Here is a 26,071-nt window from a genome sequence, read left to right on the forward strand (position 1 = left end):
CGCCGGTGAGAACGTCGGTGGCGCGGTTGAGGCCGTCGGGCAGTGAATGCCGGATGCCGTACTTGTTGTCGAACTTCGACTTGGTCACCGAGTCGTTGACGTTGATCGCCGGGAACAACAGCTTGCCCTGTGCCGCCAGCTGGTACAGGCGGTGCACGCCGGTCGTGGTCTCTTCGGTGACGCCCTTGATACCTGCGGCAATCGCGGTCCACTTCCCGGGCTCGGTGTCGATGGTGCTGCGCAGCACGTCGAGGAACACGGTGTACTCGTGGGAGTAGTCGACATCGTTTTCGGCCGGGTTCGCCGGGACGGCCCCGGCGGCCTCGAACTCGGCGCCCTTGTGCACGAGCATGGTGGCGTCGCCGCCGTCGTCGAGGATCATGTTCGGGCCGAGGCCCTCGGCCGAACCGGGCCAGGTGAGGATCTGGGCCGCGGTCCACCAGTATTCCTCGAGGGACTCGTTCTTCCAGGCGAACACGGGCACGCCGGCCGGCTCGTTCACTGTGCCTGCGCCCACGACGACGGCGGCCGCCGCCTCGTCCTGGGTGGAGAAGATGTTGCAGGAGGCCCAGCGCACCTCGGCGCCGAGCGCGGTGAGGGTCTCGATGAGGACGGCGGTCTGCACCGTCATGTGCAGGGAGCCGGCGATGCGCGCCCCCTTGAGCGGCTGAGAATCGGCGTACTCGCGGCGCAGTGCCATCAGCCCGGGCATCTCGTGTTCGGCCAGGCGGATCTGGTGCCGGCCGGCCTCGGCGAGGGAGATGTCGGCGATCTTGTAATCGAAGGTCATGGGGTTCCTCATCGTGTGCCGGGATGGGCGGCATCGGATGCCGCTGTCTGTGCTTCGGAGGCAAGGAGCACCGGGATGCCTTCCTCAAGACGGTAGGTGCGCCGGAGCCCGTCGGGGCCGGACGCACCGGAGACCAGGACGCCGTCCTGCTCCACCAGCGCGGCTCCGGTGACCGGGCAGCGCAGCACCTCGAGCAGCTGCTTGGACAGATGTGCCATGGAAGGAAGCTTTCTGGAGAGGGGTGGAGGCCTTCCTCCAGCCTACCGCCGGGCCGGTGGAGGCGGGAAACCCTCAGGAGGTGCGCCTATTCCTTAAGGATGCGCAGGTGTCCGCGGCGCGGTCCGGCGCCCTCGGCGGGCGGCTCGATGGGGGTCCTGCTCGAGCGCTGGGAGACCTGCCCCGGCTCGGGGGCGCGGTCGACGCCGGCCTCGCGGACGGCGTCGGCCAGGGCGAGCAGGTCGTCGGGGTTCGGCCCGGGGGGTGTCGAGGGAAGCATCAGGTGGACCACTTCCCAGCCGCGGGGCACCGTCAGGGTTTCGGCGTGCTGGGCGCACAGGTCGTAGCAGTGCGGCTCCGCATAGGTCGCCAGCGGCCCGAGCACGGCCGTCGAGTCGGCATAGACATAGGTGAGCGTGGCGAAGGCAGGGCGCTGGCACGCGGAACGAGAGCATGTTCGGAGGGATCCCACGATCGGCAAGCCTACCCGCTGCCTGGGCCAAACTCCGGGAGCACCGCCGCGGCGGGAACCCGGATGGATGCATCGATGGTGTGATGGGCATACAGTTCTACCATGCGGGATGCTTCAACATTTTCGGTTAACCTCTCCGGCGCCGAGGCGGCGGGGCCCCGTGGGGGCCGTTCCTATTTCGAGCGCCGCAGAAACCGGCGTGGCCGGGGCCTTCGGGGGGACCTGATCGGGTCGCATCTGCCGGGCTTCCGGACGCGGGCGGAGCGGTTCGACGACTGGGTGATGGAATCGGCCCAGCGCCTCGAGCGGCTCTGGGGCGAGCGGATCCAGGACCTTCAGATCATCGTCCAGGAGATTCCCGACGGGCTCGAGGACATGACCCGGGAGAAGATACGGGACCTGCTCGGCTCCGCGACCCCGGCCGCGCCGGGCCGCCCGGCGGCGATCACCGTATACCGCCACCCGGTGGAGATGGCGGCCAAGGGCGTGATGCCGGTCAACGAACTGGTGCACGATGTCGTCGTCGAGCAGGCCGCTGAGCTGCTCGGCATGGCGCCTGAGGCCGTTGACCCGGCCTACGGGCGCTCCCAGGCCTGACCGGCCGCGCTTACCCGCGCCGGCTGCCGGCCCTGCGCCGCCTCGCAGCGGCCGCCGCAGCGAGGGTGGTCGGGCGAGGGTGGTCGGGCGAGGTTGAATACGCGAGGTTCAGTACCCGAGGATGACCGGGATGCTCTCGCGTCCCGTGGCCCCGGGGGGCACTGCGCTCACCGAGATGCCGGCGGCACCGGCGAGGGTGTTGACCTGGGCGCCGTACACGGGATCCCCCGTGGCGCTGATGACCGCCGCGGCGGCACCCTCCATCAGTTCCGACGCAGGCACGGCCACGGAGGTGCCGCCGGCGAGGTTGAAGATTTTCGGGGTGCCCAGGGTCCCGTCGGCCCGGATACCGGTCACGCTCACTTCCGAGCGGCCGGACGGCGAACCGAAGACCAGCGAGGCGTTCGTGCCGTCGGCGAAGACGACACTCGAATCTCCGCCGATCCGCGCCGCGGCAACGGCAAGTCCCTGATCGACGGGTTTGCCCGGGCCCGTCCCCCGGCTGACCCGTACGGCCGCCGAGACCGGAACATCGGCACTGACGGCGACGGTGTAGTTCCCCTCGGGCAGTTCATCGAGCGGCAGCGTCGTCAGCGCTCCCGCCCGGGCCGTGACGACGCCCCCGCCGTCGAGGGCCCGCTCTCCGTCGGGACCGAGGACCACCACGTCGAGGACGGCGTCGCTGGTTCCGGGCACCAGCACCTGCAGAGCCGGGGCGGCCCCTTCGTACCCCTTTTGCTCCCGGATGCGCCGCGCGGTGGCGGCGTCCTGGATGGACACCCCGGGAAGGACCTGGGTGTCCGCGGGACCGGCGGTCGGCGTCAGCAGCTCCACCCCTCCGGGGGTGAGCCCCCGCAGCACGCTCTGCTGGATATAGGCGGCGACCCGGCCGCCGGTGCTGCGCACCCGCACCGCCAGCTGCTCCTGGTCGGCAGCGAGACCGCCAAGGACCAGCTGGCGGGTCTGGCCCGGTGGCACGAGCAGCCCGGTGCCGCCGGCGGGCTTCAGCGGCCCCTCGGCGCCGGTCAGTTCGAGGTCGACGGTCGCCGGGGTCGAGGTGGGGTTGGACAGGAAAAGCACCGAGGTTGAGCCGACGGTGGTGTCGGCCCCGAGGATCCACAAGTCGTTCGAGGGCGCCTGGCAGGGGGCGGCGGCGAGCCCGCGCAGGTCGCCGTCCCTGGCGGTGTAGCTGAACATGGCGCCCGCCACCGGAGTCTGCGCGCCAAGCGGTTCGGCCCGGAACACGGAGGCATCCTGCACGGCCGTACCGCCGGCCACTCCGGCGGTCCGGCTGGTGAGCCCGGTGGAGTCGCTGCTCGCCGGAGGGGCGGCCGCCGCACCCTCCGAGGGTCCCTTCGAGAGCACTGCGAGCGGGTCGCCGCCGCCGAGGGGGGAAAGGGCGCTGCCCGGAAGCGCTCCCGAGAGATCGCCCAGCACCATTGCACTGACCAGGCTCCTGGCCGATTTGGAGACGGGGCTGAATTCCGGGTCGATGCCTCCGGCATCTGCGCCGAACAGCCGGGGCGGTCCGGCGCAGACCGCCGTGTAGTCCCCGGCGGGCACCGCCGTCTCTGCCAGGTCATAGCCGAGGGCATCCGCCGCCGGGCGGGGAATCATGACGCCCGCGGCCATCGCCGCCGTGGCTCCGAGCACCAGCACCGCGGCCGCGGCACCCTGCGGCCCCTGCAGTCCACGGCGACGGGGGCCCCGGGCGGCCGTCGCGGCCGCCGCTTCGGAAGATGCGGCATTGGGAGCGGGATCCTGGGCGGCCGCAGCGTCGGGGCCAGGGACCGCAGCAGCGTCGGGGCCAACGGGTTCCGACGCGCGCTGGGCACTGCCCTCCTGGGACACCTCCTCCTGGGACACCTCCTCCTGGAATACTTCCTCCCGCTTTCCTCCCGCCTGGGAGGCTTCCTCCCGGGGAAGTCCCTCCCGCGGAAGTCCCTCGTGGGGGGCGGGCTGTCCGGGGCTCCCGCCCTCGGTGCGTCCGTTCCCGGTTCCCCTGTCGGTTCCGCCGCTCATGCTTCCGTCTTTCCAGAGTTCGATCCTACGAGACCGGGACCGGTCCCGCGCTGGCCCCTTCCGCCGTCCGCCTTCAGGGACCCCGACCCGTGCCGCATGGGCTCCTCCGGTGGATGCCCGCTTCGGGGTGCCGTTGGAGCGGCGGGCCGCCCCTGCTCCGGACGCACCGCCGCGGGCACGCGTGCCAGCTTCAGACCGGTCGGAAGGGGAAGCGCGAGCAGCAGCGTGATGAGCAGGACCGCGGCCTGGCCGGCCTCGACCCACGGCTGCCAGGGGCTGAGGAACCTCACTTCGAGCTCACCGCCGGCGGCGGGCAGCGCGAAGGCCTGGGCCCATCCGGTCGACTGGCTGTCCAGGGCCCGCCCGTTGAGGGTGGCCTTCCAGCCCGGATCCGCCCGTTCCGCGAGCACCAGGGTGCGGCCCTCGGACCCGGACGGGATGTCGGCGTCAACGGTGAGCGGGCCGGAGGGAACGAGTGCCTCGGCGCTGCCGGAGGCGTCGAGGATGCGCACCCGAGCGGTCTGGGCGCCGGCGTCCTCAACGCCGGCCGGTGTTGCCGGGGGCACCACGCGCCAGAGCCAGCCGGAGGGTGTACTGCCGACGGCGGCAAGTCCCGGGACGGAGTCCAGCTGCCCGGCCAGCAGTTCCGCTGCCGTTCCGCTCTGCTGGAGCACGACATAGCCGACGCCAAGTGCGCGGAGGTCCTCCCGCGGGTCGGTCCCCGTTCCCCCGGTGATCACCGCGACGGTGGTACGGAGCGCTCCCGTCGCATCGTCGTCGCCGCGCACGTCCGTCCGGCCCGGGGGCCCCTGCACGGCGCGGGCGGCGTACAGCGGGGACAGCGCATCGAGGGTGGTGCCGCCGCCGCGGACCAGGGCGGCCTCGATGGCGCCCTCTTCCGTTCGTTCGAGCACCAGGGTGCGGGTGCGGTCCGGGCCATTGCCGCGGTCGGCGGCGGTCGCCGGCAGGGTCCGGGCCGGGGTGGGTGAGACCTGGAGGTCGGCTCCGAACCGGGTGCCGGAGGCCGCCGTACCCCCTGGAACGGTGTCCGCGGTCCCCTTCCCCGCCGTTCCGTTCCCTGCAGGGGCTTCCCCGCCGGAAGCGGATGCCGCCGTGCCGGAGGCCGGCGCCGCAAGCATCGAGGGAAGGGTCCACAGCCCAAGGCTGACTGCCGGACCGAGGGCCAGCACGACCGCCCCCGCCGCCAGCAGCGGCCGGACCCCGCGCCGGAGCGCTCCGGCGGGCGCCGTCCGGGCGGCGAAGCGGTCGGCGCCTAGAAGCGCGGCGGCGAGCACGGCCAGGCTGAAGGCCGAGACCAGGGGGCCGGGGAAGGGCGGGATGAGGGAGGTCGGGCCGGCCGCAACGGGCAGGTGGGCCGAGGCCGCGCTGCAGGCCAGCACCAGGAGGGCGAAGGCCCACGCGGACAGCGCCGCCGGCCGGATGCGCCAGGAGAACAGCGCGCCGGCGGCGAGCAGGACGGCCGGCGCTCCCACGACGAGCGCGGCCGCCAGGGCCCACGGTCCGGCGGCCGGGATGCCGGCCGGGGCGGCCAGAGCGTCAAAGGACACCGGGTAGCCCAGCACCTGCTGCCAGGGCGCGGCAGCGGAGAACTGAAGCGGCACTCCCGGGTCCCCGAGGATGCCCCGGGGCTCGAGCCCCGCGGAGAGGGCGACCGGCAGGGCCAGGACGAGGGGAGGAAGCAGCGACCACCAGAGGGTCCGGGCCCTCCGGCGCAGGATCAGGCATGCCGCGGCGATGCCGAGGACGGCGGCGGGCAGCAGTGAGGGCGCCGCCGAGGTGGCTGCGGCCAGGGCAAGGCCTGCCGCTGCGGCGGCGGTCCAGCTCGGCACCCCGTTCGTGCCGGGCCGCAGCCGGACCTCACCGGTTGCGGACGGCGCGGAGGCGGCGGCGCCGACGGCACGGACCAGGCCCAGGAGCACGAGCGGCAGCAGGAGGTGGGCAAGCAGGGCGCCGAGCCTGCCGCTGCCGAGCGCGACCTGAAGGGCCGGCACCGCAGCCCAGAAGAATGCCGCCCACAGGCGCAGCCCGCGCGAGCGGGTGAGCGCGCCCGCCGCAAACCAGGCGGCGAGCCCGGCCAGCGGCAGCGCGAGCAGGTGGATGGTGACGAGCGCTGCATTGGGGTTTCCCAGCCCGAGCGCCGAGAGCGCCCAGAGCAGGTAGGAGAAGGGGCTGCCATGCCCGGGCGCCCCGGAGCCCAGGGGCACCCACCACGCCGAGGCCTTCTCCCAGATCTCCGCCGGCGTGGGCGGAAGGGGCAGCAGCGCTCCCCCGGCGAGGGACGGGGCTCCGATCCAGCCGCGCAGGGCCACCAGGGATACACCGAGCAGCACGGCCGCGGCGGCAAGAGCCCCCGCCCCGACCCAGGCCCGGCCCGGCGCCGTCAGCGCCGCGAAATCGTCATTGCTGTCGCCGGCCGGGACGTCCTGCTCGGGAACGGCCCCCATGCCGCCTCCCCCGGCAACCGCCCCACGGGCGGTGAACGCCTCGAGGACGGACCGGCGGTGCGCCCAGACCTCGCGGCGCGGAGTGAGCAGCGGCCGCACGACGCCCCGCGGCAGCCGCCGGGTCCGTCGGGCGCTGCGCCGGGACCGGGCCAGGACCACCGGACGAAGCGCTGCGGCAAGGCTCGCCAGAAGCTGCCCCGTACCGTGGGCGGGATCCTTGGCGAGCAGTCCAAGCAGGAGCCGGCCGAAACCACCGAGCACCGCGCCGACGGCGAGGAAGGGCACCTGCCACAACGGGGCATGCTTGAGCCGAAGGAAAACCTCGGCCCGGCGGGCGGCCCGGCTGCCGACCGGCCCGGTCCCGCGGGAGGAGGCATGATGAAGCACTGCGGCCGGCACCACGACCACCCGGTGCCCGGCGAGGCGGTTGCGCCAGCAGAAGTCGATGTCGTCGCCCACGCCCGGCAGTGCCGGATCGAACCCGCCCAGGGCATCCCAGACGTCCCGGCGGATGAGCATCCCGGCGGAGTTCACGGCGAAGATGTCGCTGCGGGCGTCGTACTGGCCCTGGTCGTGCTCATCGACGTCGATAAGGGTGAGCCGCTCCGCCCACCGGCTGATGGAGAGCCCGACGTCGAGGAGTTCCCGAGGGTTGTCCCAGTGAACCTGCTTGGTCCCGGCGACCGTCACCGAGGGTGCGCGCTCGACGGCAAGGAGGAGCTCCTCGAGCGCCGTGGGCCCGGGTGCCGAGTCGTCGTGCAGCAGCCAGAGCCAGTCCTGGTTCTCTGAACCCTCCGCGGCGGCCTTCCGCGGGGGAATCTGCGCTACGGCCGTCCGGACGGCGGCACCAAAGCCGGCCCGCGCCGGTGAGCCCACAACGGGCGTGCCGACGGGAAGGCCGAGCTGGAGGGTCGACGCCGAATCGTCGGTGGAGCCGGTGTCAACGCCGACACAGAAGTCGACCGGGCGGGTTTGCCCGGCGAGGGCCTCGAGGGTGGTGGAAAGAAAGCGGGCGCCGTTGTGGGCCACGACGACGGCCGTAACGCGGAGGTCAAGCAGAATCAGACTGCTCGCTTCCGCAACCGGCGCCGCTCGCGCTCCGAGAGTCCGCCCCAGATGCCGAAGCGCTCGTCGTTCTCAAGTGCGTACTCGAGGCATTCCGAGCGCACCATGCAGGCACCGCAGACCTTCTTGGCGTCGCGGGTGGAGCCGCCCTTTTCGGGGAAGAAGGCCTCGGGGTCGGTCTGGGCGCACAGCGCATCCGACTGCCAGCCGAGTTCGCCGTCGTCGTAGCCGCCGGCCGGCGGCAGGCCGGGCCACTCGGGCTGGGCCTTCCGCTCGCCAGGGGCGGCTTCCGGCGCGTTCCAAGCGTCGTCGGAGCGGCCCGGCAGGACGAGGAGGCTGCTTGGGCCCTGCTCCACTTCCGGCAGGCCGGTCAGTGCTTCGTGGGCGGCCAGGAAGGCCGTGGCCTGGTCCTCGAGGGGACTGCGCGTATCCTCCCGGTACCGCTCGGCCGCACCGGGGTCGGCGGGGTCAATGAACCAGTCGTCGGGCACCCCCCGCGAACCGTAGCGCGCCGAAGCATGCGCTGCGATGTGGCGTTGGTCCTCGACGCGTTCTGGATTCCCCATAGTCAGCCCTTCCGGTGTCCCCATCCCAGCCTCATCCCGGTCGACGCTCGCGCCGGGGTGCTGGAAAAAATCCGATACCTAATTACAAGGGTGTAATACACAGGAGTCAAGCGGGGGCGGCAATTTTACAGAGCAGAATTCCATTTGCGGGCGAACGCCACGCGGGAGAACCTACTCGAATTACCCGCCGCACTACTTGGATAGGATCCGGTATGCCGGGGCTGCCCTCTCCGCGGTGCGTACGTCCCATCAATTCTATGCTGGGAAGCGCACACGCCTCTAATCGCGGCGTCACCCGCCCCAACCTGGAGAAATACCAATGGACCAGCACGCTCTTCCCACGGCCGTCCTCTCCCGCCTGCGGGAAGCGACCTCGCCGCGCCTCGTCTGGTACGGCCCCGACGGCCGCATCGAACTGTCGGGCAGGGTGTTCGACAACTGGGTCGCGAAAACAGCGAACCTGCTCGTTGAGGAACTCGACGCCGAGGCCGGTACGCGCGTCGAGCTCGACCTGCCGGTTCACTGGAAGTCCCTGGTGTGGGCGCTGGCCTGCTGGCAGGTGGGGGCGGTCCTGGTCCCTCCATCCGCTCCGCCGGGAGCCGATCCCGGCCCGGCAGCAGGCGCCGACCTTGTGGTGACCTCGGCCGAGCGGGAGGTGGCCCCGCCGGCGGTGCAGGTGGCCGTCGCCCTTGGCGCGCTGGCCCTGCGCTGGCCCGCTCCGCTGCCGGCGGGGGCGGTCGACTACGCCGCCGAGGTGCGTTCCTACGGCGACTACTTCGCCGACGCCGTGGCGCAGGACGCCTCCACCGTCCTGTTCGACGGTGCCGGACCGGACGGCGCCGGGCCGGCGGATCCCCTGACGGTCGCCGGGCTGAACCGGCTGTATGCGGCGGCGCCTGAGCCAACCGGTGTCGTGCTCCTGGGAGCGGACACGTCCCTGTCCCGGGCCCTCGCGGCGGCACTTGCGGTCTGGAGCGTCGACGGGACCCTCGTCGTCGTCCATCCGGAGGTTCCAATCACGCAGAGCCTGCTCGACGGCGAACGCGTGGGCGCCCGGGCGGCCTTCGCCCCGGACGCAGGCTGAGGCAGGGCCGGGAACGGGCTACTTCGGGTCCGGATCCCCGGTGCCGATGCGGACGTTTCCGGCAGCCCCCGCCTCGGGCAGGGTGCCGGTGTGAACGTGCAGGAGCTCGTGGTCCTGGCTGAAGTTCGGGTCAGCATCGAGTTCGACATTGAAGACCCAGAACCGGTAGGCCACGAAACGCACGGCGGTCGCGAGCACCGTGCCCGCGATGCCGGCGAGGAACAGCAGGTTGGGATCGAGGATCCCGAAGGGGTACTTGGCGAGCCACACGCAGCCGGCGGCGATGCCCATTCCAATCACGTTGATCAGGACGAACATCGAGAATTCGCGCAGCGGGTTGGGCTGCCTGCGGTGGCGGAAGGTCCAGTAGCGGTTGGCGACCCAGGCGAAAAGGGTCGCCACGGAGGCGGACACCAGACGGGCCTTGACCTCGCTGCCGGCCATCGGGCCGTGGATCAGCCACCAGAACATCCCGTTGTCTATGACAAACGCCACTCCTCCAACGGCCCCGAATTTGGCCAGTTCCCGCCAGAAGAGGGAGACGAGGCCCCGGATGCGTTCCATAACTGCTGACATGTGACCTCCGCGGTCCAAGGGTAATTACCGTCCACCGCAGAGCGTCGGGCTCGCCACTGCAGGCGGCCCGGCGGAACACCGGGCGGCGTCCCGCTCCGCGCCGGCGCGTGGCGTACGAGCCCTCATCTTACGGTCCAAACCTGTGCGTTTCCTACCTCTTCGGCTCCGTCCTGCCCCCCGCATCCCAGCGATGGCTGCGCTGGTAGGTACCCTGAGATAGTGACTTTTCCCGTAATTGGCGTAGTGGGCGGTGGCCAGCTGGCCCGCATGATGGCAGCGCCGGCGATTGAGCTCGGCCTCGAACTGAGGGTCCTGGCAGAGGGGCCCGGCGTGTCGGCCGTGGCCGCCGTCGCCTCGTCAACCGTCGGCGACTACACCGATCTCCAGGCGCTGCGCGAGTTCGCCGCAGGGGTCGATGTGCTCACCTTCGACCACGAGCACGTGCCCGGGGAGCTGCTGGAGCAGCTCACCGCCGAAGGCGTCAATGTGCAGCCGCGCCCCTCGGCCCTCGCCCATGCGCAGGACAAGCTGCGGATGCGCCGCGCGGTCGAGGACCTCGGCCTGCCCAACCCACGCTGGGCCCCCGTCGCCGACCTCGGCGCCCTTGAGGCCTTCGGCCGCACCGCCGGCTGGCCCGTGGTCCTGAAGACCCCCCGCGGCGGCTATGACGGCAAGGGCGTCCTCGTCCTGGAGACGCCCGCGGACCTCCCCCGGGCCGCCGACTGGTTCGGAGCGGGCGACCTCCTCGCGGAGCAGTTCGTGCCGTTCGAGCGCGAGCTGTCGGTCCTCGTGGCACGCACACCGTCGGGCCGGACCCGGGCCTGGCCCGTCGTTCACTCGATCCAGGTCGCCAGCGTCTGCGACGAGGTCATCGCACCGGCGCAGGGGCTCGACCCCTCGGTGGCGGCCGCCGCCACCAAGGCGGCGCTGCGGCTCGCCGAGGCGCTGGAAGTGACCGGAGTGATGGCCGTTGAACTCTTCGAAACGCCCGCTTCCCCCGCCGGCTTCCTGATCAATGAACTGGCAATGCGCCCCCACAACTCGGGGCACTGGACGATGGACGGCTCCGTCACCGGCCAGTTCGAACAGCACCTGCGCGCCGTCCTCGACCTTCCGCTCGGGGACACCTCCCCGACCGGGCCGGTCGTGGTGATGAAGAACTACCTGGGCGGGGCCAACACCGACATTTTCGGCGCCTACGCCGAGGCCCTCGCCGCGGAACCGTCGGCTAAAGTGCACTTCTACGGCAAAGAGGTGCGCCCCGGCCGCAAGATCGGCCACGTGAACGTCGTTGCCGCGGCGGGTGAGGACCTCAAGACGGTTCGGGCCCGCGCCGGCAGGACCGCTGCGATCCTGCGCGACGGCACCGATTCCTGGAAGGAAAAATAGTGATCAACCCCCTGGTGGGACTGGTGATGGGTTCGGATTCGGACTGGCCCGTCATGGAGCAGGCGGCCGCGGCCCTCGACGAGTTCGGGATCGCCTACGAGGCCGACGTCGTTTCGGCGCACCGGATGCCCGTGGAAATGATCGAGTACGGCCGGCAGGCGCACGACCGCGGGCTGCGCGTCCTGATCGCCGGAGCCGGCGGAGCCGCGCACCTGCCCGGGATGCTCGCCTCCGTCACCCCGCTGCCGGTGATCGGTGTGCCCGTCCCGCTGAAGTACCTCGACGGCATGGACTCGCTGCTCTCCATCGTCCAGATGCCCGCGGGTGTGCCCGTGGCCACCGTCTCGATCGGCGGAGCCCGCAACGCGGGACTGCTCGCCGCCCGCATCCTCGCCGCCGGTGAGGGCGACACCGCCGAAAGGCTGAGGGCCCAGCTCGTCTCCTTCGCAGCGGAGCTGAAAGAGACGGCCACGGCGAAGGGCGCCGCCCTGCGCGGGCGGACTGCCCGCCGGGCGACGGAGACCCCATGATCGACAACCCCAGTGCCTCCACCCCCGCGCGGGGCGTCCGCGGACAGCTCACCGATCCGGTGCGCTATCCCCAGTCGGCCCCGCCCGAGGTACGGACCAAGCGTGCCTTCTTCCTGCTCGTCCTGACGCTGTTCCTCCCCGGTTCGGCCCAGATCGTCGCCGGTGACCGGCGCCTCGGCCGCCGGGCGCTCCGGGTCACCTTCACCGTCTGGGTCCTGGCCATCGCCGGGGCCGTCCTGGCCGCCTCGAACCGGCAGATCCTCGTGACCCTCGTGACCCACCGGCTGTGGTCGCTGCTGCTGATCGCCGTGCTGCTGGCGCTGGCCGCCGGCTGGGCGTTCCTGTTCATCAACACGCTGCGGATCATCTGCCTGCCGCTGCTTGAGCGCGGAGTGCGGCCCCTGGTGGCGGCTGCCCTGGCCGGCGTCATGTTCGTCACCAGCGGCTCGCTCGCCTACGGCGCCTACCTCCTGGGGCTGGGCCAGTCCACCGTCGGCTCGATCTTCCAGGCCGGGCCGGCCTTCGAACCCGTCGACGGCCGCTACAACTTCCTGCTGATGGGAGGCGACGCCGGGGAGGACCGCACCGGACGCCGCCCCGACAGCATCTCCGTCATCAGCGTCGACGCCAAGACCGGGGCGACGATCACCTTCAGCATTCCGCGGAACTTCCAGAACGCTCCGTTCCCGGAGGATTCGCCCCTGCGGGAGGTGTACCCCGACGGTTACAACTGCGGCGACGAGTGCATCATCAACAGCCTCTACACCACGGTGTCCCAGAACTACGCCGACCTCTACCCGGACAGCAAGGATCCCGGCGCCGAGGCCATGATGGACGCCGCGTCCGGAGTGCTTGGGCTCGAGGTGCAGGGCTACCTCCTCGTCGACCTCAACGGCTTCGAGGAGCTCATCGACGCAATGGGCGGCATCCGCATCGACGCCGGCGGCTGGGTCCCCATTTCGGGCCCCGACATCCCCGGCACCGACCCGGTGCGCCACTACCCGCCCGAGGGCTGGATCCCGCCGGGAGTCCAGACCCTCGACGGCTTCCACGCCCTCTGGTACGCCCGGTCGCGCGAGTTCGTCACCGACTATGACCGCATCTCGCGGCAGCAGTGCGTGCAGCAGGCCATGATCGCCCAGCTCGACCCGGCGACGCTGCTCACCCATTTCCAGGCGATCGCCGCGGCCGGCACCCAGGTCGTCGAGACCGACATCCCCCAGGACCAGCTCGGAAGCTTCGTGGACCTGGCGCTGAAGGCCAAGGAGCACGAGACGCGCCGCCTGACCATCGGCCCACCGGACTTCGGCACCCCCGCCGACAACTTCGTCACCTACCCCGACTTCGACGAGATCCACTCCCGCGTCCAGCAGGAGCTCGCCGCGGCCTCCGGAACCGATGCCGGAGCCGCCGGGGAACTGCCCGGTCTTGAGCGCGCCGGCCTGACCACCGTGCTGCCTGCACAGACCACGGATCCGGGCATCACCCAGGAGTACCTCGACCAGCTCGCCGCCATCGGCGACGACGCCACCCTGAGCACCCTGCTGGCCAACAACGGGGAATGCTCCCCGGCCTGACCCCGACGAAGAGGAGCGCCATGTACCTGCTCGAGAACACCATCCGGCCCTATGCGTGGGGCTCCCGGACCGCGATCGCCGAGCTCCTGGGCAGGGCGCCCTCCGGCGGGCCGGAGGCCGAACTGTGGATCGGCGCCCACCCCGGGGCGCCGTCCGTTGCGGAACTGCCGGACGGACGCTCCCCGCTGGACGCGGTCATCGATGCCGACACCGACGCAACCCTGGGCGCGGAGGTGGCGGCACGTTTCGGGCGCCGGCTCCCCTACCTGATGAAGGTGCTCGCCGCCGGGTCGGCGCTCTCGCTGCAGGTGCACCCCAGCACCGCGCAGGCCGAGGCGGGCTTCGACGCCGAGGAGAGCGCCGGCGTCCCGGCGGACGCGCCGGAGCGCAACTACAAGGACCGCAGCGCCAAGCCCGAGATGGTGTTCGCCCTCTCCCCCTTCGAGGCGCTGTGCGGGTTCCGGCCGCTGGCCGAAGCCGCCGCCGTCTTCGCCCACCTCGAGACCCTGGTGGAGCCGGGCTCCGAGGAGGCCGAGGTGCTCGGCGCGGTGGCTGCGGAACTCGGCTCCGGCGACGCCGGGCTCCGGTCGGGCTTCGAGATGCTCCTCACCGCCCGTCCGGAGATCGTCGCGGCGGTCGAGGCGGCCGTGTCTGCCCCGCCGGAGGGGTCCGGGGATGCCGGTGACCCCCGCTTCACCCGGGACCTGGCCACCGTGGCCGAACTCGGCTCGCAGTACCCCGGCGATCCCGGCGTCCTGATCGCCCTGCTGCTCAACCGCGTCTCGCTGCAGCCCGGGGAGGTCCTCTACCTCCCTGCCGGGAACATCCATGCCTACCTCAGCGGGCTGGGCATCGAGGTGATGGCCTCCTCGGACAATGTGCTCCGCGGCGGGCTGACCCCCAAGCACGTCGACACGCGCGAGCTCCTGAGGACCGTCGTGTTCGAGCCGCTCGCACCCCCGGCGCTGCAGCCCGAGCGCACTCTGCTCGGGCAGGAGTTGTACCGCCCGCCGTTCGCGGAGTTCCAGCTTCAGCGCATCGCCCTCGACCCGGTCTCCGGGCCCGGGCAGGAGGGAAGCATGGCCCCCTCCCACGTTCCGCTGGCGCAGCACGGGCCCACGGTGGTCCTCGCCGTCTCCGGCTCGATCCTGATCGACTCCCCCGCCTCGGACCTGCTGCTGACCCGGGGCCAGAGCGCCTTCATCCCCGCCGGGGAGGCGCCGGTCCTGGTGCGGCCGGCCGGGGAAAGCACCGACGAGGGCGTCCTCGCCTTCGCCGTCACCGTCGGTGGAGACGCGGACGGAGTCGACGGCGCCTGAGTCCGGCGCCCGGCCGGGGCCCGGTCAGCGGCGCAGTTTGGCGGCCGCCGCGCCGACCAGCACCCGGCCGCCCCGCACCGCCGTCTTGGCCAGCGGCAGGGCCGACGCGAACACCGGGTACAGGGGCGAGAGCGCCTTGTCCCAGGTGCCCATCAGCTGGTCCTCGTGGCCGGCCCAGCCCATCTTGAACTTCGAGACGCCGTCGTTGAGGAGGCCGTTGAAGTCGTAGCGGGTGATCCCCCGGCGCTTCATCTCCTCGATGGCGAACCACTTCAGGGCGTAGTTCGCACGGAGCCGCTCGCCCTCCTCGGTCATCCCGCCGTACAGCTCAAAGGATGTGGCATCGCTGGCGGAGAGCCACAGGAAGGCCACCACCTCGGTGCCGCTGAAGGCCGCGTACACCGGGGAGGCTTCGCCCAGGTTGTCGAAGATGTCGAAGTAGTAGGAGTCCTCGTGGATCCCGAAACCGGCCCGCTCGGCGGTCTGGCGGTAGACGGCCAGGCAGGCCGGCAGCTCCGCGCGGACGACCCGCCGGTAGTCGAGCGCCTCCCGGCCCGACTTGCGGATGTACTGGCGGTGCTTCTTGCTCATCCCCGCCAGCAGGTCCTCGGTGGACTGCGTGAGGTCAAGGATCAGGGTGCGTCCGATCAGGATCGTATTGGCGCTGCGCTTCCAGCCGGCGGAGGCCAGCCGCGCCTCGACCGTACTGCCGGCCTCCCGGTCGGGTTCGATCGAGAGCGCGACGGAGCCGTGGGCCGAGGAGACGTGCGCCGCCACGGCGTCGAGGACCTCGACCTCGCGGCCTTCGACTGACTGCGGTCCGCGCGGAATGTAGGCGAGGCTGCGCAGGGGGAACGGGAGCTTCCGCAGCAGCACCTGCGCCGAGCCGACCGTTGCGTCGCCGTCGCGCACCTCGACGCGCTCCACCGACCACCCGTGGTCCGCCTTTGTCTGGCCCCACCCCCACAGCTGCTGGGGATGACCGGACAGGGCGTTCACACCGGCATCCCAGAGGGCGCGGTCAAGGCAGGGCGTTACGGAGAGGCTCATGGGCCAACTCTATCGGGACGGCACCCCGGGTCGGCGCCGTCCGGGCCACCCCCATCGAGAGTGCAGCACCGACCGCGCAGCCACCCCCGGCACCGTTCCTACCGCACTCTCGGGGCCGACGGTGCCCTCCGGCCGCAGGAGTTCGGGCGCGCTTACGGGTGTGACAAGAGACACCCAGAGGCGGCTCCGGGCAAGCCCGCGGCGTACCCGCGCGTAGGCTGGAAAGTATGCTTAGAACCGCCGCACGATCTGAAGGACCACCCGGACAGCACGACACACCGGCTACCGACCTCCCCGAATCCAGCCTCGATGCCGGCCCGGCTCCCGCCCTGCCGGAACCCGACCCAGCCTCCGCCGCAGGCTCCGCCCGGCTTGACCGGCCGGTGTTCTTCACCGCCCTCGGCGTCGTCACCGCACTCGTTTTGGCCGCGGCGATCTTCCCGTCGGAATTCACCGACGTCACCGCCGCCGTCCTCGCCGGCCTCGTCACCAACTTCGGCTGGGCCTTCGTGGCGACCGCTACCGGCTTTGTCGCCTTCGCCCTCTTCCTCGTCTTCAGCCGGTACGGCAGGATCCGGCTCGGCCGGGACGACGAGAAACCCCGCTACTCGACGCTGTCCTGGATCGCCATGATGTTCAGCGCCGGAATGGGCATCGGCCTGATGTTCTACGGCGTCACCGAGCCCATCTCCCACTACCTGACGCCGCCCGTTGAGGGCATCGAACCGGGCAGCCCGGCCGCCGCCCGCCAGGCCATGAACTACACGCTGTTCCACTGGGCCATCCACCCGTGGGCCATCTATGCGGTCGTCGGCCTGGCCCTCGCCTACTCCGCCTACCGCAAGGGCCGCGGAGCCGGCTTCAGCGGCGCGTTCCTCCCTCTGTTCCGCGGCAGGCCGGCCCCCGGCGCGCTGCGCGCCATCGACGTCTTCGCCATCTTCGCCACGCTCTTCGGATCGGCCACCTCCCTGGGCCTCGGCGTGATGCAGATCAACGGCGGCCTCACCGAGGTCTTCGGCACCGGAAGCAGCCTCGGTCTGCAGATCGGCATCATCGCCCTGCTGACGATCTGCTTCGTCATCTCCGCCGTCAGCGGCATCAGCCGCGGCATCAAGTGGCTCTCCAACGGCAATATGATCCTCGCCCTGGCCCTGCTGTTCTTCCTCTTCGTCGTCGGACCCACGGTGTTCATCCTTGAACTGATTCCCGCCTCCGCCGGCAGCTACCTCGTCAGCCTGCCGCAGATGGCCTCGCGCACCGGGGCGTTCGGCGGCCATGAGTGGCTCTCCACCTGGACCATCTTCTACTGGGCCTGGTGGGTCTCCTGGACCCCCTTCGTCGGCTCTTTCCTCGCCAAGATCTCCCGCGGGCGCACCATCCGGGAGTTCGTGATCGGCGTCGTCGCGGTGCCCAGCGCCATCAGCGTCCTCTGGTTCAGCGTCTGGGGCGGGACCGCCATCACCGCACAGGACTCGGGCACCGACATCGCGGCCGCGAACGCCGAAAGCCAGGAGTCGGCGATGTTCGCCCTGCTGGCCGACTACCCGCTGGCGGCCATCACGTCCGTCGTCGTGGTGCTCCTCGTCGCCGTGTTCTTCATTTCCGGCGCCGACGCCTCCTACATCGTCCTCGGCTCGCTGTCCTCCTTCGGCGCGGCCGTGCCGCCGAAGTGGATCACCGTGCTGTGGGGACTGCTCACGGGGGCGGTGGCGGCCACCCTGCTCTGGGTGGGAAGCCTGCAGGCCCTGCAGACGCTGACCATCATCGCCGCCGCGCCGTTCCTGCTCATCATGATCGGCCTGTGCGCGGCGCTGATGATGGACCTGGTCCGGGACCCTGCCGTGACGGGCGCCCGCCCGTCGTCGCTGCGCGAGGCCCGACAGCGGCGCACCCGCCCGGCGTCCCTCCGTGAAGCCCGGCAGCGGCGCGCCCGGCTCCTCCGCGGCCGCCGGCGGCAGCTGCAGTAAGCGCGTCAGGCGACCTTCACGATCGCGCTGCCCGACGCCGCGCTCTCGGCGACCGCGGCAAGCACCCGCTGGAGCTGCAGCCCGTCCTCGAAGGACGGGCTCGGCTCCGCGCCGGCCGCCACGGCCACCAGGAAGTCGCGGATCTCGTGGGTGAAGGAGTGCTCCCAGCCGAGCAGGTGGCCCTGCGGCCACCACGCCTCGAGGTAGGGGTGTTCGGGTTCGGTGACCAGGACGCGGGTGAACCCCTGCCCGGCGGTGGCGACCGCGCCGTCGAACACGGAGAGCTCGTTGAGCGACTCGGAGTCGAAGGAAAGGGACCCGCGGGTGCCGAACACCTCGATCCGCAGGGCGTTCTTCCGGCCCAGCGCCATCCGGGACACCTCGACGCTCGCCACCGCGCCCGAGGTCAGTGAAAGGCTCGCCCAGACCGCGTCGTCGACGGTGACCTCCTGCGGGCCCTCGGGCCCGCGGCGGGACCCCACGAAGGTGCGCATCCGGCCGGTGACATCGGCGACGGTGTCCCCCAGCAGGAACTGCACCTGGTCGATGGCGTGGGAGGCGATGTCCCCCAGCGCCCCGGAGCCCGCCTTCTCCTTCTGCAGCCGCCACACCATGGGCGCCTCGGCGTCGGCCAGCCAGTCCTGGAGGTACGCCGTGCGGACCTGGCGGATCTCCCCGAGCCGGCCCTCGGCGATGAGTGTGCGGGCCAGGGCGAGCGCGGGGACCCGCCGGAAGTTGAACCCGACCATCGACTGGACGCCGCGCGCCCGGGCCGCGCGGGCGGCCGCGACCATGGTTTCGGCCTCCGCGACGGTATTGGCCAGCGGCTTCTCCACCAGGACGTGCTTGCCGGCCTCAAGGGCGGCCACGGCGATCTCGGCGTGCAGCCACCCCGGCGTGCAGATATCGACGATGTCGATGTCGGGGCGGGCGATCACCTTCCGCCAGTCGGTCTCGGATTCCTGCCAGCCGTACCGCCGGGCCGCGTCGGCCACCGAATCGGCGTCCCGCCCGACGAGGACCTTCTGTTCGAAGGCCGGCACCTCGAAGTACCCGGCGACATTGCGCCAGGCATGGGAGTGCGCCTTGCCCATGAACGCGTAGCCGATCACGGCCACGCCCAGCGGGCGGGTCGAGTCACGCTGCGGAGCCATCGCCATCACCGGCCCTTTCCCCGGCGGAGGCCGGCGCCCTGCTTGATCTGCCTGCTCGATCTGCCTACTTGATGCGGGCGTAGCTCTCCCACTTGTGGGCCTGGTGCTCGCCGTCCACCACGCGGATGGTCCCGGACTTTGAGCGCATGACGATCGACTGGGTGAGGACCTTGTCCTTGTTGTACCGCACTCCGCGCAGCAGGTCGCCGTCGGTGATGCCCGTCGCGGCGAAGTAGCAGTTGTCGCTGGTGACGAGGTCGTCCGTCGAGAGGACCCGGTCGAGGTCGTGTCCGGCGTCGATGGCCTTCTGCTTCTCCTCGTCGCTGGTGGGCCACAGCCGGCCCTGGATGACGCCGCCGAGGGTCTTGATGGCGCAGGCGGCCACGATGCCCTCGGGCGTTCCGCCGATGCCCATCAGGGCATCGACGTCGGTGCCTTCGCGGGCCGCGGCGATCGCGCCGGCGACGTCGCCGTCCATGATGAACTTCGTGCGGGCCCCGGCGGTGCGGATCTCCTCGATCAGCGGCTTGTGCCGGTCCCGGTCGAGCACCATGACGTTGAGCTGACTGACCTTCTTGCCCTTGGACTTGGCGATCAGGTGGAGGTTCTGCTTTACCGGCAGGCGCAGGTCGACCATGTCCGCGGCCTCCGGGCCGGTGACGAGCTTCTCCATGTAGAAGACCGCCGACGGGTCGAACATTGTGCCGCGTTCGGCGACGGCGAGCACGGCGAGCGCATTGTTGATCCCCAGGGCGGTCAGCCGGGTGCCGTCGATGGGGTCAACCGCGACGTCGCACAGCGGGCCGCTGCCGTCACCGACCCGCTCGCCGTTGAAGAGCATCGGCGCTTCGTCCTTCTCGCCCTCGCCGATGACGACGATGCCGTTGAAGTGCACCGTCGAGAGCAGGGAGCGCATGGCGTCGACCGCGGCGCCGTCCGCGAGGTTCTTGTCACCGAAGCCCACCCAATGCCCGCCGGCGATGGCCGCGGCCTCGGTGACGCGCACCAGCTCCAGCGCGAGGTTGCGGTCAGGCTCCTGGTCGCCGACGGCAAGGGCCGGCGACAGGGTGGAGTACCGGGCGTTCTGGGCGGTGGGGTTTGCGGCGTTGTCGGTCACGTGGGTCCTCGTCGTTGAAGGCAGCGTTCGTTGAAGGCAGTGTTGTCGCAGGTCCGGTTGCGCCGGCGGGGCCGGCACAGTCCCTGAACCCATCATAGTGGGGCCCGTCCGCCAGTGGAGCCGCGCTTCGGGCATCCCGTTTAGGCCGGGGGCCTCCGGTGGGGGAAAATGGGAAGGTGAGCGATGCACAGCAGGAGACCGCAGGGCCCGACGGCGCCCGGCCCGGCGCCGACACCCCGGCTCCCAAGCCGGTCCTGACCCCCGCCCAGGCCAAACGTGCCAACTCGACGGTGGTGGGCATGGTGATGGCGGTGGCCGCGACCGTCGCAATCGTCGTCCCGGTCGTCCTGATCAATCCCACGCACACCGCCGAGACCTACCAGCGCGACATCGACGTCGAGCGGGTCGCCGGCCAGGCCGCGGGCGACGCAGGCTACGCGCCGGCCGCCCCGGAACTGCCCGAGGACTGGAACTCGAACTTCGCGCGCTGGACTGCGGGCACCAGCGACGGCGTCGACTACTGGGAGGTCGGCTACCTCACCCCGGACAAGGGCTTCATCCAGTTCACCCAGACGGTCGAGGGCAACCCGTCCTGGACGGCCCAGCAGGCCGGTGAGGCGCAGGTCTCCGGCGGACGCACCATCGGCGGGGTCGAGTGGGAGCTGCTCGATGCCTCAAACGGCGACACGGTGCTCACCTCCGAGGTGGACGGGTCCACCCTCATCCTCAGCGGCGAGGCCGACCTCGCCGAATTCGACGTGCTCGCCAAGGCGGTCCTGGCCGACGTCGAGCCCGCGCCGCCGGCTGCCGGGGCTCCCTGACCCACCGGTAGAGTGGGGGGCGTGACCGAGCAACTGACCCCCGCCCAGGCCTGGCTCCGACTTCAGGAAGGCAACGCGCGCTTCGTCGCCGCGGATTCCTCCCACCCCAACCAGGACGCCTCGCGCCGAACCTCCCTGGTGCACAACCAGAACCCCTTCGCCGTGATCTTCGGGTGCTCCGACTCCCGGCTCGCCGCCGAAATCATCTTCGACCTCGGCCTCGGCGACGTGTTCGTCGTCCGCACCGCCGGCCAGGTGATCGACGACGCCGTGCTCGGTTCCCTCGAATACAGCGTGAGCGTGCTGGGCGTGCCGCTGATCGTCATCCTCGGGCACGACAACTGCGGGGCAGTCACTGCGACGATGGACGCCATCGACACCGGGAACATGCCCACAGGGTTCCTGCGGGACCTCGTGGAGCGCATCACCCCCTCCGTGCTCACGGCCCGGCGCGATGGAACGACGGAGGTCAACGGCACCGCCGTCGAACACGTGCGGCAGACCTCCAAGCGCCTGGTGGACAGCTCCCGGGTCATCGCCGACGCCGTAGAGTCCGGCTCGACCGCCGTCGTCGGCGTATCGTACCGGCTGGCGGAGGGCAGGGTCGTGCGGGTCTCCGGATTTGGCGCACTGTAAGCGCTGAGGCGAGAATTGGCCCATGACGCCAACCCCGAACACCACTTCCCAGGACGCCGGATTCCGGATCGAGCACGACACCATGGGCGAGGTCCGCGTTCCGGCCAACGCCCTGTACCGCGCGCAGACCCAGCGCGCCGTTGAAAACTTCCCGATCTCCGGCACCACCCTTGAGCGGGCGCACATCGAAGCGCTGGCCCGCATCAAGAAGGCAGCCGCGACCGCCAACGCCGAACTGGGGGTGCTCGACGGCGAGCGCGCCCGGGCCATCGAAGCCGCAGCCGAGGAGGTGGCGGCGGGTCAGTACGACGGCGACTTCCCCGTCGACATCTACCAGACCGGCTCGGGGACCTCCTCGAACATGAACGCCAACGAAGTCATCGCGACCCTGGCCACGCGCGCCCTCGAGGCCGCCGGCAGCACTGTGACGGTCCACCCCAACGACCACGTCAACGCCTCCCAATCCTCTAACGATGTCTTCCCGACCTCGGTGCACGTCGCGGCGACCTCGGCGCTGACCAACGACCTGATCCCGGCCCTTGAGCACCTCGCCGCGGCGCTGGAGCGCAAGGCCGGGGAGTTCAGCACCGTGGTGAAGTCCGGGCGCACCCACCTGATGGACGCCACCCCGGTCACCCTCGGCCAGGAGTTCGGCGGCTACGCCGCGCAGGTCCGCTACGGCATCGAGCGGATCTCCGCCTCCCTGCCCCGCGTCGCCGAGGTTCCCCTGGGCGGCACCGCCGTCGGCACCGGCATCAACACCCCGGCCGGTTTCTCGGCGCGCGTGATCGAACTGCTCGCCGCCGACACCGCCCTTCCGCTGACCGAGGCCCGCGACCACTTCGAGGCCCAGGCGAACCGTGACGGCCTCGTCGAGGTCTCCGGGATGCTGCGCACCATCGCCGTGTCCCTGACGAAGATCCACAACGACCTGCGCTGGCTCGGCTCCGGCCCCAACACGGGCCTCGGGGAGATCGCCCTGCCCGACCTGCAGCCCGGCTCCTCGATCATGCCGGGCAAGGTCAACCCGGTCATCCCGGAGGCCGTGCTCATGGTCTGCGCGCAGGTCATCGGCAATGACGCCACGGTGGCCTGGGCCGGCACCAACGGCGCGTTCGAGCTCAATGTCGGCATCCCGGTGATCGCCCGCAACGTGCTCGAGTCCATCCGCCTGCTCAGCAACTCCTGCCGCGTCTCGGCGGACCGCATGGTCGACGGCATCACCGCGAACGTGGAGCGGGCCCGCTTCCTCGCCGAGGCCTCGCCGTCGATCGTCACTCCGCTGAACAAGTACATCGGCTACGAGAACGCCGCGAAGATCGCCAAGAAGGCCGTCGCGGAGGGGCTCACCGTGCGTGAGGCCGTCGTCGCCCTGGGCTTCGTGGAGCGCGGCGAGCTCACCGAGGAGCAGCTCGATTCGGCACTCGACGTCCTGTCGATGACCCGCCCGCCGCAGGGCTGACGCCTTCCGCGCGCCCGAACGCGTCCAGCGCACCCGTTAACGACGAACGCACCGGTTATATCCGGTGCGTTCGTCGTTAACGGGTGCGGTTGTCGTTAACGGGTGCGTCCGGGCGGGGTCAGCGGTGGAAGGATGGCACGCCGTCGGCGTCGGCGGCCGTGAGGACCAGTTCCCGGTGGCGCTGATTGAGCTCCGGGAGGGCGTCGAGGGCGAACCAGCCCACCTCCAGGGATTCGTCGTCGTTCACGCGGGCCTCCCCGCCGAGGTAGCGGCAGCGGAAGTCGAGGTTCAGGAAGGTGCAGACATCGCCGTTGGGGAAGGTGATCGGGCCGACGACGCCGACGTTGAGGAGGACCTCGACCTCAACGTCCACGCCGGTCTCCTCGTACACCTCGCGGCGCATCGCCTCGGCCGGTTCCTCCCCCGGGTCGACCATGCCGGTGATGATCGTCCACCGGCCGTTGTCCGCGCGCCGGCCCAGCAGCACCTCCCCCGCCGCGTTGTAGACCACCGCGCCCACCCCTGGCAGCCAGAGCGGGGCGTGGCCGATCTTTTCCCTCAGTTCAAGGACGAAGTCGGGTGTAGGCATGCAGAATACCCTACGTCACCGGCGCAGCCCGGCCGTTCACAGTCCGGCCGTCGCACCCCGGTCCGTCCACAGCCCCGGCCGGGGTGCCGCCCAAAGTGCGCCCCTAGATCTCGGCGCCTTCGAGCAGGTCGGTGACCAGCGCCGCGATGGGCGAGCGCTCCGACCGCGTGAGGGTGATGTGCCCGAACAGGGGGTGGCCCTTCAGGGTCTCGACGACGGCGGCGATGCCGTCGTGCCGGCCCACCCGAAGGTTGTCGCGCTGGGCGATGTCGTGGGTGAGTACGACCCGCGAGTTTTGCCCGATCCGGCTCATCACCGTCAGGAGCACGTTCTTCTCGAGGGACTGCGCCTCATCGACGATGACGAAGGAGTCGTGGAGGCTGCGCCCGCGGATGTGGGTCAGCGGAAGCACCTCGAGCATGCCGCGGTCGAGCACCTCCTCGACGACCTCCTGCGAGACCAGCGCGCCGAGGGTGTCGAAGACCGCCTGCGCCCACGGGTTCATCTTGTCGTTCTCGCTGCCGGGAAGGTACCCGAGCTCCTGCCCGCCCACGGCGTACAGCGGCCGGAAGACGACGACCTTGCGGTGCTCCCGCCGCTCCAGGACGGCCTCCAGCCCTGCGCACAGGGCCAGCGCCGACTTGCCGGTGCCTGCCCGTCCGCCCAGGGACACGATGCCGACCTCCTTATCGAGCAGCAGGTCGATCGCCAGGCGCTGTTCGGCGGAGCGGCCGGAGAGCCCGAAGACGTCCCGGTCGGCCCGCACCACGCGGAGCTGTTTGTCCGCACCGACCCGCGCCAGCCCCGAACCGCGGGGCGAATGGAGGATCGTACCGGTGTTGACGGGCAGCTCCGCGCCGGCGTCCGAGTGCACCGGCCGGTGGTCGTAGAGGGCGTTGAGGTCCTCCACCGACACATCGAGTTCGGCCACCCCGGTCCAGCCCGAGTCCTTGACGAGTTCATTGCGGTACTCGTCGGCCAGCAGTCCCATGGCGGAGGCCTTGACCCGCATGGGCAGGTCCTTCGAGACCACGGTGACGTCCCGGCCCTCGAGGGAGAGGTGCTTGGCCACGGCCAGGATCCGTGCGTCGTTGTCGGCGCTGCGGAACCCGACAGGAAGGACCTCCGGCGAGACATGGTTGAGCTCGACCTTCAGCGTTCCGCCCTCTTCCCCGAGAGGGACCGCCGTGTCCAGCCCGCCATGTTTGACCCGCAGGTCATCGAGCAGCCGCAGCGCCTTCCGCGCGAAGTAGCCGAGCTCCGGGTCGTGGCGCTTGCCCTCGAGCTCGGAGATGACGACGACGGGAAGGATCACCTCGTGCTCGGCGAACCGCAGCACCGCCCGCGGGTCCGACAGCAGGACCGAGGTGTCGATGACGTAGCTGCGCCGGCCATCGGCGGCCGGAGATGGGGAGGTGTTGGATGGTGCCACGTGGACTCCGCTCCGGGGTGCGGGCACCCCGAGTTCGAGGTGGGGCGAGGCGGCCCGGGCCGAGGCCGGGTCCGGCCTCCCCGGGCTGTGCGGAACGGGTGTGCGTTCCGGCGTCATGGGCGGCCTCTCCGTCCGCCGGCGGAGGCGCCGGTGGATGGAGAAAGACTACGCCGACAGCGGCCGGGACGAGCAGCAGAAAACCCGTGTCGAAAATGAATTGCCGATGAACCGTTATGAACCGAAGCGGCGCTGCCGGCGCCCGAAGTCGCGCAGGGCGCGGAGGAAGTCGACGCGGCGGAAGTCCGGCCAGAGCGCCTCGCAGAAGTAGAACTCGCTGTACGCGCTCTGCCACATCAGGAACCCGGAGAGGCGCTGCTCCCCCGAGGTGCGGATGACCAGGTCGGGATCCTGCTGGCCGCGCGTGTAGAGGAACGACGAGATGTGCTCATCGGTCAGCTCCCCCGCGAGCTGCTCGAGGGATTTACCCTTCTCCGCGGAGTTCAGCAGGAGTTCCTTGACGGCGTCGACGATCTCCCGCCGTCCGCCGTAGCCCACGGCGACGTTGACGTGGACTCCATCGATCTCCGCTGTCTGGGCCGCGAGGTCCGCAAGCTTCCCGGCGAGGTCCTCGGGGAGCAGTTCGAGGGCGCCCACGGGCTGGACGCGGACCCGGTGGCTCTCGCCGAGCCGGTCGAGGGTGTTGGCGATGATGTCGAGGAGCTGCTCGATCTCCTCCTGCGGCCGGCCCATATTGTCGGTGGAGAGCATGTAGAGGGTGACGACGTCCACGCCGAGTTCCTCGCACCAGCCGAGGAACTCGTGGATCTTGTCGGCCCCGGCCTGGTGCCCGTGGCTCGTCGGGGCGCCGGCGAGTTTCGCCCACCGCCGGTTGCCGTCGACCATGACGCCGATGTGGTGCGGAATGCGCGCCGGGCTCAGCCCCCGCTGGAGCCGCCGCTCATAAAAGCTGTAGGCGAATTCTGGGATTTTCAGGAACACGCCCGGGTCGCCCTTCCTTTCGGTCCAATGTCCGCGCGCCTTCGGGAGCGCTACCCCTACGGTACCGGCCCGGCGGGAAATCACCCGGAGGTTGACCCTCCCACATCGCTACCCGTCGGTAACTTACGCGACCGTAGGTTACTCTCTTTGCATGACTTCGCCTTCTCAGCGCCGGA

The 26,071-nt window shown here is 70.9% G+C and carries 23 protein-coding genes; 10 read left to right on the forward strand and 13 right to left on the reverse strand.

All coding sequences use genetic code 11. The features are described 5' to 3' along the window. The 3 genes from QZX79_RS01160 to QZX79_RS01170 all read right to left on the reverse strand — a co-directional run. The coding region (locus QZX79_RS01160) for an adenosylhomocysteinase (RefSeq protein ID WP_294563515.1) at window positions 1-790 on the reverse strand (790 nt) is incomplete at its 3' end. 8 nt (window positions 791-798) lie between these two features. Further along, window positions 799-1,008, reverse strand: a complete 210-nt coding sequence (locus QZX79_RS01165) for a Trm112 family protein (protein ID WP_294563518.1) — start codon at window positions 1,006-1,008, stop codon at window positions 799-801. 86 nt (window positions 1,009-1,094) lie between these two features. Further along, complete coding sequence (locus QZX79_RS01170; RefSeq protein ID WP_294563520.1) at window positions 1,095-1,478, reverse strand: DUF3499 domain-containing protein; 384 nt, start codon at window positions 1,476-1,478, stop codon at window positions 1,095-1,097. Window positions 1,479-1,760: 282 nt separating this feature from the next. On the opposite strand from QZX79_RS01170, the gene QZX79_RS01175 reads away from it, so the two are divergent. Then, a complete protein-coding gene (locus tag QZX79_RS01175) occupies window positions 1,761-2,075 on the forward strand; it encodes a metallopeptidase family protein (protein WP_233091301.1) in 315 nt (104 codons plus the stop codon). A gap of 108 nt (window positions 2,076-2,183) precedes the next feature. Here QZX79_RS01175 and QZX79_RS01180 read toward each other — a convergent pair whose 3' ends face one another. From QZX79_RS01180 to QZX79_RS01190, 3 genes are read right to left on the reverse strand one after another with little or no spacing between them, the layout of a single operon-like run. Continuing rightward, window positions 2,184-4,097 (reverse strand): DUF5719 family protein, encoded by a 1,914-nt coding sequence (locus tag QZX79_RS01180; RefSeq protein WP_294563524.1) that lies wholly within the window; start codon window positions 4,095-4,097, stop codon window positions 2,184-2,186. Next, on the reverse strand, window positions 4,094-7,627 hold the full coding sequence (locus QZX79_RS01185) for a glycosyltransferase family 2 protein (RefSeq protein WP_366484648.1): 3,534 nt from the start codon (window positions 7,625-7,627) through the stop codon (window positions 4,094-4,096). Before QZX79_RS01185 ends, QZX79_RS01180 begins: the two co-directional genes overlap by 4 nt. Continuing rightward, window positions 7,624-8,193 carry a WhiB family transcriptional regulator gene (locus QZX79_RS01190; protein WP_294563525.1) on the reverse strand — a complete coding sequence of 190 codons (570 nt, stop codon included), beginning with the start codon at window positions 8,191-8,193 and terminating at the stop codon, window positions 7,624-7,626. Before QZX79_RS01190 ends, QZX79_RS01185 begins: the two co-directional genes overlap by 4 nt. Before the next feature lie 319 nt (window positions 8,194-8,512). On the opposite strand from QZX79_RS01190, the gene QZX79_RS01195 reads away from it, so the two are divergent. Continuing rightward, a complete protein-coding gene (locus tag QZX79_RS01195; RefSeq protein ID WP_294563530.1) occupies window positions 8,513-9,277 on the forward strand; it encodes a TIGR03089 family protein in 765 nt (254 codons plus the stop codon). An 18-nt stretch (window positions 9,278-9,295) separates the two neighbouring features. Here QZX79_RS01195 and QZX79_RS01200 read toward each other — a convergent pair whose 3' ends face one another. Continuing rightward, window positions 9,296-9,853, reverse strand: coding sequence for a GtrA family protein (locus QZX79_RS01200; RefSeq protein WP_294563532.1), 558 nt, complete (start codon window positions 9,851-9,853; stop codon window positions 9,296-9,298). A gap of 219 nt (window positions 9,854-10,072) precedes the next feature. Between QZX79_RS01200 and QZX79_RS01205 the strand changes: the two genes are divergently transcribed. Genes QZX79_RS01205 through manA form a run of 4 tightly spaced genes read left to right on the forward strand, consistent with a single transcriptional unit; the run spans window position 10,073 to window position 14,668 of the window. Next, window positions 10,073-11,242 (forward strand): 5-(carboxyamino)imidazole ribonucleotide synthase, encoded by a 1,170-nt coding sequence (locus QZX79_RS01205; protein ID WP_294563533.1) that lies wholly within the window; start codon window positions 10,073-10,075, stop codon window positions 11,240-11,242. A 26-nt stretch (window positions 11,243-11,268) separates the two neighbouring features. Then, window positions 11,269-11,772: a 5-(carboxyamino)imidazole ribonucleotide mutase gene (purE, locus tag QZX79_RS01210; protein ID WP_120167327.1), complete on the forward strand. Its 504-nt coding sequence runs from the start codon at window positions 11,269-11,271 to the stop codon at window positions 11,770-11,772. Then, window positions 11,769-13,349, forward strand: coding sequence for an LCP family protein (locus QZX79_RS01215; protein ID WP_294563535.1), 1,581 nt, complete (start codon window positions 11,769-11,771; stop codon window positions 13,347-13,349). The genes purE and QZX79_RS01215 overlap by 4 nt, the downstream gene beginning before the upstream one ends. 20 nt (window positions 13,350-13,369) lie before the next feature. Next, complete coding sequence (gene manA, locus QZX79_RS01220) at window positions 13,370-14,668, forward strand: mannose-6-phosphate isomerase, class I (RefSeq protein WP_294563538.1); 1,299 nt, start codon at window positions 13,370-13,372, stop codon at window positions 14,666-14,668. 24 nt (window positions 14,669-14,692) lie between these two features. On the opposite strand, the gene QZX79_RS01225 is transcribed toward manA, so the two are convergent. Continuing rightward, the gene (locus tag QZX79_RS01225) at window positions 14,693-15,718 is read right to left on the reverse strand and encodes a peptidoglycan bridge formation glycyltransferase FemA/FemB family protein (protein ID WP_294563541.1); all 1,026 of its coding nucleotides are present in this window, start codon (window positions 15,716-15,718) and stop codon (window positions 14,693-14,695) included. 227 nt (window positions 15,719-15,945) lie between these two features. Between QZX79_RS01225 and QZX79_RS01230 the strand changes: the two genes are divergently transcribed. After that, window positions 15,946-17,685 (forward strand): BCCT family transporter, encoded by a 1,740-nt coding sequence (locus QZX79_RS01230; protein WP_294563543.1) that lies wholly within the window; start codon window positions 15,946-15,948, stop codon window positions 17,683-17,685. A 5-nt stretch (window positions 17,686-17,690) separates the two neighbouring features. Here the strand turns inward: QZX79_RS01230 and QZX79_RS01235 are convergent, their stop codons facing one another. Together QZX79_RS01235 and glpX are read right to left on the reverse strand one after the other, a co-directional pair. After that, window positions 17,691-18,845, reverse strand: coding sequence for a Gfo/Idh/MocA family protein (locus tag QZX79_RS01235; RefSeq protein WP_294563546.1), 1,155 nt, complete (start codon window positions 18,843-18,845; stop codon window positions 17,691-17,693). A gap of 58 nt (window positions 18,846-18,903) precedes the next feature. Next, window positions 18,904-19,956 (reverse strand): class II fructose-bisphosphatase, encoded by a 1,053-nt coding sequence (glpX, locus tag QZX79_RS01240; RefSeq protein ID WP_294563548.1) that lies wholly within the window; start codon window positions 19,954-19,956, stop codon window positions 18,904-18,906. A 176-nt stretch (window positions 19,957-20,132) separates the two neighbouring features. Here glpX and QZX79_RS01245 point away from each other — a divergent pair, with 176 nt between their 5' ends. Genes QZX79_RS01245 through QZX79_RS01255 form a run of 3 tightly spaced genes read left to right on the forward strand, consistent with a single transcriptional unit; the run spans window position 20,133 to window position 22,875 of the window. Further along, on the forward strand, window positions 20,133-20,777 hold the full coding sequence (locus QZX79_RS01245; RefSeq protein ID WP_294563549.1) for a DUF4245 domain-containing protein: 645 nt from the start codon (window positions 20,133-20,135) through the stop codon (window positions 20,775-20,777). A gap of 21 nt (window positions 20,778-20,798) precedes the next feature. Further along, a complete protein-coding gene (locus QZX79_RS01250; RefSeq protein WP_294563551.1) occupies window positions 20,799-21,413 on the forward strand; it encodes a carbonic anhydrase in 615 nt (204 codons plus the stop codon). Between the two features lie 22 nt (window positions 21,414-21,435). Further along, window positions 21,436-22,875, forward strand: a complete 1,440-nt coding sequence (locus QZX79_RS01255; RefSeq protein WP_294563553.1) for a class II fumarate hydratase — start codon at window positions 21,436-21,438, stop codon at window positions 22,873-22,875. 118 nt (window positions 22,876-22,993) lie between these two features. Here the strand turns inward: QZX79_RS01255 and QZX79_RS01260 are convergent, their stop codons facing one another. The 3 genes from QZX79_RS01260 to QZX79_RS01270 form a co-directional block, all read right to left on the reverse strand. After that, the gene (locus QZX79_RS01260) at window positions 22,994-23,464 is read right to left on the reverse strand and encodes an NUDIX domain-containing protein (RefSeq protein ID WP_294563555.1); all 471 of its coding nucleotides are present in this window, start codon (window positions 23,462-23,464) and stop codon (window positions 22,994-22,996) included. Between the two features lie 103 nt (window positions 23,465-23,567). Next, window positions 23,568-25,013, reverse strand: a complete 1,446-nt coding sequence (locus tag QZX79_RS01265; RefSeq protein ID WP_294563557.1) for a PhoH family protein — start codon at window positions 25,011-25,013, stop codon at window positions 23,568-23,570. A gap of 114 nt (window positions 25,014-25,127) precedes the next feature. Then, window positions 25,128-25,889 carry an isoprenyl transferase gene (locus QZX79_RS01270; protein ID WP_294563612.1) on the reverse strand — a complete coding sequence of 254 codons (762 nt, stop codon included), beginning with the start codon at window positions 25,887-25,889 and terminating at the stop codon, window positions 25,128-25,130. Window positions 25,890-26,071: the final 182 nt, after the last annotated feature.

The organism is uncultured Arthrobacter sp., from assembly GCF_902805515.1.
Classification (GTDB): Bacteria; Actinomycetota; Actinomycetes; order Actinomycetales; family Micrococcaceae; genus Arthrobacter_D.

What these genes read in the sequence shown, in the direction of transcription:
- QZX79_RS01235 (WP_294563546.1), bottom strand. Translation starts at nt 18,845, where the DNA reads ATGGCGATGGCTCCGCAGCGTGACTCGACCCGCCCGCTGGGCGTGGCC.
- QZX79_RS01165 (WP_294563518.1), bottom strand. Translation starts at nt 1,008, where the DNA reads ATGGCACATCTGTCCAAGCAGCTGCTCGAGGTGCTGCGCTGCCCGGTC.
- QZX79_RS01225 (WP_294563541.1), bottom strand. Translation starts at nt 15,718, where the DNA reads ATGAGCCTCTCCGTAACGCCCTGCCTTGACCGCGCCCTCTGGGATGCC.
- purE (WP_120167327.1), top strand. Translation starts at nt 11,269, where the DNA reads ATGGGTTCGGATTCGGACTGGCCCGTCATGGAGCAGGCGGCCGCGGCC.
- QZX79_RS01175 (WP_233091301.1), top strand. Translation starts at nt 1,761, where the DNA reads ATGGAATCGGCCCAGCGCCTCGAGCGGCTCTGGGGCGAGCGGATCCAG.
- manA (WP_294563538.1), top strand. Translation starts at nt 13,370, where the DNA reads ATGTACCTGCTCGAGAACACCATCCGGCCCTATGCGTGGGGCTCCCGG.
- QZX79_RS01230 (WP_294563543.1), top strand. Translation starts at nt 15,946, where the DNA reads ATGCTTAGAACCGCCGCACGATCTGAAGGACCACCCGGACAGCACGAC.
- QZX79_RS01195 (WP_294563530.1), top strand. Translation starts at nt 8,513, where the DNA reads ATGGACCAGCACGCTCTTCCCACGGCCGTCCTCTCCCGCCTGCGGGAA.
- QZX79_RS01180 (WP_294563524.1), bottom strand. Translation starts at nt 4,097, where the DNA reads ATGAGCGGCGGAACCGACAGGGGAACCGGGAACGGACGCACCGAGGGC.
- QZX79_RS01260 (WP_294563555.1), bottom strand. Translation starts at nt 23,464, where the DNA reads ATGCCTACACCCGACTTCGTCCTTGAACTGAGGGAAAAGATCGGCCAC.
- QZX79_RS01200 (WP_294563532.1), bottom strand. Translation starts at nt 9,853, where the DNA reads ATGTCAGCAGTTATGGAACGCATCCGGGGCCTCGTCTCCCTCTTCTGG.
- QZX79_RS01255 (WP_294563553.1), top strand. Translation starts at nt 21,436, where the DNA reads ATGACGCCAACCCCGAACACCACTTCCCAGGACGCCGGATTCCGGATC.
- QZX79_RS01265 (WP_294563557.1), bottom strand. Translation starts at nt 25,013, where the DNA reads ATGACGCCGGAACGCACACCCGTTCCGCACAGCCCGGGGAGGCCGGAC.
- QZX79_RS01190 (WP_294563525.1), bottom strand. Translation starts at nt 8,193, where the DNA reads ATGGGGAATCCAGAACGCGTCGAGGACCAACGCCACATCGCAGCGCAT.
- QZX79_RS01215 (WP_294563535.1), top strand. Translation starts at nt 11,769, where the DNA reads ATGATCGACAACCCCAGTGCCTCCACCCCCGCGCGGGGCGTCCGCGGA.